Origin of the sequence: Micromonospora sp. NPDC007230 (assembly GCF_042869115.1) — a bacterium.
Classification (GTDB): Bacteria; Actinomycetota; Actinomycetes; order Mycobacteriales; family Micromonosporaceae; genus Micromonospora.
In genome coordinates, this window is the sequence record NZ_JBIAFE010000065.1 from 1 (window position 1) to 4,629 (window position 4,629).

At 63.3% G+C, this 4,629-nt stretch carries 5 protein-coding genes; 2 read left to right on the forward strand and 3 right to left on the reverse strand.

The window, feature by feature from the left end:
- The first annotated feature begins 43 nt into the window (after window positions 1-43).
- Entirely contained in the window at window positions 44-1,072 is a 1,029-nt protein-coding gene (locus ACFYML_RS36430; protein WP_387424983.1) for an IS3 family transposase, read from the forward strand.
- 35 nt (window positions 1,073-1,107) lie between these two features.
- Window positions 1,108-1,896, forward strand: coding sequence for a hypothetical protein (locus ACFYML_RS36435; RefSeq protein ID WP_387424984.1), 789 nt, complete (start codon window positions 1,108-1,110; stop codon window positions 1,894-1,896).
- Window positions 1,897-2,590: 694 nt separating this feature from the next.
- Here the strand turns inward: ACFYML_RS36435 and ACFYML_RS36440 are convergent.
- The 3 genes from ACFYML_RS36440 to ACFYML_RS36450 form a co-directional block, all read right to left on the reverse strand.
- Window positions 2,591-3,091 (reverse strand): hypothetical protein, encoded by a 501-nt coding sequence (locus ACFYML_RS36440; RefSeq protein WP_387424985.1) that lies wholly within the window; start codon window positions 3,089-3,091, stop codon window positions 2,591-2,593.
- 62 nt (window positions 3,092-3,153) lie between these two features.
- Window positions 3,154-4,293 carry a hypothetical protein gene (locus ACFYML_RS36445; RefSeq protein ID WP_387424986.1) on the reverse strand — a complete coding sequence of 380 codons (1,140 nt, stop codon included), beginning with the start codon at window positions 4,291-4,293 and terminating at the stop codon, window positions 3,154-3,156.
- 142 nt (window positions 4,294-4,435) lie between these two features.
- Window positions 4,436-4,629, reverse strand: a 194-nt coding sequence (locus ACFYML_RS36450) for a hypothetical protein (protein ID WP_387424987.1), incomplete at its 5' end; no start/stop codon positions are given.

Below are 4,629 nucleotides of genomic sequence, written 5' to 3' on the forward strand. Positions count from 1 at the left end.
ACGACCCCGCACGGGACTTGTGGAGAGCCCGGTGCATTGAAAGGTGCACGCCGGGTTCGGGAAGCGGCCCGCAGAAACAGACCGACCAAAAAAAAATCGGAACTGCGCTGCGGGCCGACTTCACCGACCCGACCCGGCGACGCTCATGACGTTCATTTATGAACACCGTGACCAGTTCGCGGTCGCGCTCCTGCTACGGGTCTTGAACGTCGGCGCCTCGACGTACTACGCGTGGGTCAAGCAGGTCGAGCAGCCTTGCGACCGGAACGTGGTCGATCTGGGGTTGTTGTCCAACATCCACGAGATCTGGGAAGCGTCCGGGCACACGTACGGCGCGGACCGGGTGCACGGGCAGCTCCGCCGTGACGGCATTCGCGTGGGCCGCAAGCGGGTGGAGCGGTTGATGGCGGCCCAGGGCTGGCAGGGTGCGTTCCTGCGTCGAGGCTGGCGGGGCGGCTCCACGAAGCAAGACCCACGGCACACGCCGGCGCCGGATCTGGTCAACCGGCAGTTCACCGCAGCCGGTCCGAACCGGCTCTGGGTCGCCGACGCCACCCGCATTCCCTGCGGCGAAGGCGTGTTCTGGCTGGCCGCGGTCCGTGACGCGTTCTCCCGCCGGATCGTCGGGTGGAAGACCTCCGACCGCTGCGACACCGACTTGATCCTCGCCGCCCTCGAATACGGGATCTGGTCCCGCGACGTCCGCGACGGCGAGTTGATTCATCACAGCGACAGGGGATCGAACTATACGTCTTTCCGGTTCGCGGAACGCTTGCAGGACAACGGGATCCTGCCGTCGATGGGGTCCGTCGGCGACTCGTTCGACAACGCGCTCATGGAGAACTTCTGGTCGACGTTGAAGATCGAACTCGTCTACCGCACGAGCTGGCGCACCCGCGACGAGGCCGAGAACGCGATCTTCGCCTACATCGACGGCTGGTACAACACCCGCCGCATCCAGAAGGAACTGGGCTACCTCAGCCCCGACGAGTACGAAACCGCCTGGCACACCCGCCAGAAGGAACCAGCCCAACCAACAATCGCTACCCCTGCAGCAGCCGGCAGCAGGTAACCACCGCTCCATCAAAGCGGGGGGAACTCAGCGTCATGCGGTCGAGCAACGGTGTGATCTTCAAACGGTGCGGCTGCCGCGACCACGGCAGGAACCGGCTGGAGCAGCGCTGCCCCCGGCTCACCGAACGCGGCCATGGCTCCTGGTACTTCCACTGCTCGGCCACCAACCTGCTCGGCCGCCGGGAACGCGCCCGCCGCGGCGGCTACCCCTCGCAGGCCGCCGCCCGGCAGGCTCGCGACACGTGGCTGGCCGGCACCGCCGCCGACCGCACCACGCAAGGCTGGACCGTCGAATGGTGGCTGCGGCACTGGCTCGACACCCGCACCCACCTCCGCGCGACCACCCGGTTCCACTACACCCGCGACGTCGAGCAGGTGCCCATCCCGCACCTCGGCGCCTACCGGCTCGCCGACCTCGACGCCGGCCTGTTGCGTACCGTCTTCGCCAAGATCGCCGGTGTCACCAACAGCAAAGGCCGACCGCAGTCCGCGTCGGCGATGCAGCACCTGCGGACCACCCTGCGTGCCGCGCTCAACCTCGCCGTCAAAGAGGGCGTCCTGGCCTGCAACCCCGCCCGGCACATCGAGATCAAGGGCTACCAGCAGCCGCACGCCCAAGTCTGGACCGAGGCCCGCGTCGCCTCGTGGGAAGAGACCGGCGCCCACCCAGCCGTGGCGGTCTGGACCGCTGACCAGATCGCCGAGCTCCTCGGATCCACTACCGACGACTCGCTGTTCGCGTTCTGGTGGCTCGCCGGCCTCCGCGGGCTGCGCCGCAGCGGCCTGTTCTCGGCTTTCCCAGGCCCGACCCCGGCGCCGTGACCGGATTAGGTTGGCCAGCAGGATTCCCAGGAAGGATGGGATCGATGGTACGGTCATGAGAGAGGTGAGTCCTGGGCGGCAACGGGCAAGCTCTATTGGGTGTGAAGCCAGCGATGAATGCCAATCGGGTGCGGCTGTTAGGGGCAATGAGCGCCGTTACGTCGGTCGCCGTGCTCTGGCTCCGATCGCTTCTTTTCCAAGCAGAAAGAGGCAAGGTCGGTGAGGGTAGACTCCTGGAGCTACTCTATTCGGACGTAAATAGTTACTCGGCGTTGTCTTGGCTCCTCCTTTCGTTGTCATGCTGTTTGGTTGCGCTCGCAGTGGGCGCCTTGTGGTGGCTGGCCAAGCGGAATGCCCCATCGAAGGGATGGTTGACGGGGTGCCGATGGTGCATGGTCGGTGGCGCAGGCTTCGTCCTGTGTGCCGGTTGGTGGGCGTGGCAATACAGCGGTAATGGGGCGCATGGCGCGCAGCAACTGCGAGCAAGTGACGCCACAGCTAACGCTTACGATGTTGCTGTTGTCCTTGACCGTCTCCATCAGTTGCCCTGGATGACGCCGAGTCTTCTTGAAACAGTCCCGGTAGTCGTCTGGCTGGCCGGATGCCTGTGGCTGTTCTATGCCATCGGCGCGCAGCGGGGCATTTCCTCAATCGGTCTTCGAGAACATGGTCCCAAGGGCCGGCCGTGACCAGGTCAGATGTGGCGTACGTCGATGCGATACTCCTCGATGCCCGACCACTGCTCCAGCCATTCCATTCCCTGACGAAGAGGCATGGCCGCGAACTGCTCAATCGTTTCCGCGACCTTCGCTCTCGCCTGCTCGCGCCCTCGATAGGATATGTCAACCGCGAAGTCTCCAGGTGGCCCCGGCAAATCGATGATGACTGCGTTGCCGAATGCGTCACCCACGTGCAGTTGACTCGTTGGAACAGGCAGCGTAAAGGAAATCCTTCCTGGCCATTCGTCAGATTCACTGCATGCGGGCTGATCCTCGTGGACGTAAACGACGGTGCGGATCCTTAGCGTGTCTTGGGCGCAGACAATTACGATCTCACTACCATTGGACGCGGCGACCTGGGTTTGTGCCACGGTGAGCGCTTGGTTGAAACCGGGTTGATCCACCAGTGTGTAGTCCCGCACGGTAAGGTAACTGTACTGCGGCCGGAACAGCAACTCCTCCTGCTGTATGGGCATCTGCGCTCCCTAAGCACAGGTCTGAGCGCCGGCGATACGCCGGCGCTCAGACCTACCGAAAGTTACCGGATGACATTTACATGAAACTCGTCGCAGTCGAGGACGCGGTTTGTGCGGAAGAACGCCGACAATAGGATACCACCTCTGCCGTTGTGCGCGCCGTCGATCGGACGGGCCGAACCATGCCACTTCCGCCAGTCTGCGTTGACCGGGTCGCTGCTGTTTCCACAGTAGATGCCCGCCGTGGACATTGCCGCACCTTCATAGGTCACGGCGAACGGGTACTCGTCACACTGGAGGCCGCCCGTGGCGTAGTTCGGTCCCCATACGTCGACGCAAACCTTGCGCGCCTCAAGCCGGTTCATGTCGGACCTCGAACCCATCAGGCGGTGCAGCGGGCGTGCGCCTACGGCCCCTGGAGGGGACTTTCCGACGAAGCTCGGGAACGTTCGGCTCGGATTGTTTTGTGCGTCGTCGACGTGGATGGCCTCCTGTCGGTGGTCGCTACCGGCTCGGCGATCAAGCTCGAGGACGGGCGTATAGTCGCGGAAGACCGTCCCATGCTGCGGGGCGCTGCCTATTTCCGGACCAGCGGAGTCGAAACGGGCGCGGGTGGTCGCCGTCAACTCGCTGTACGGGAGGGTGATGCCGTCACGATATTCGACCATGATCGTGGTCAGAGCATCCAGGTTGACAGTGGCGTAAGGCGATGCGCCAGACCCGTCGGTGGATGTCGCAATGACAGGGTCGAAAACAGGCCGGGCATACCAGGCCGCGATCGCGTCGGTCCTGTAGGTCTCACCTGTGCAGGTGACGTTAGGAACCCCCTTGCAGCCATCCATATTGACAGTGATGTAGCCAAGCTCGTGGTTAAGCTGGGACGAAATTCCCACGTCCTCGAGGCTCAAAACAAAGTCGACTCGTCTGCCCGAATAGCTGGCAAAGGCCAGGATCTCAAAGACGAATTCGATCTTGCCCCTATACTCGAGGGTTTGACTGTGGTAAAGGTTGATCACCCGCGTGTACCGGTGGCACTGTTCGAATCGGTTGCGGGCCCAGCCCTGCTGCCGCGCGGGAAGATCGCCCTGCTGCTTACACTCCTCCTCCAGATCGGATTCGACGATAGTGCTGTTCGCAGAAGACTTCGAGGCTTCTGCCGGGGAAGAAAGCGCGAAGCTGCCGAACAGGGAGAGGGCAGCCACAAAGGCACCCCATCTACGTGCTCTCATAGTCAGTTCCTCCATGGGGGCATCGAGCATCGGGGCGAAGCAGAACCTTCTCTCCGTGGTGACCAGCCCTGATCGCGGCTGGGAGGATCACCTTGCGCGTCTGGCGGGCCGAGTCTCAACGGCTTGCCTTACAGGCGTTGCCCAAACATGCGTGTAGCAAAGTGCCGGTTGCTGCCTGATAGGCGAGAGTGAAACCTTCGTAGGGCTGGGTATCGGGGCTCTTCGAAGTTGAGCGGGGTTCGCTGCTGGAGCCGGCCCGAGCGTGAAGGGCTCGCAGCTCATCGGTGATCATCTGAGTGTCGAATTCGG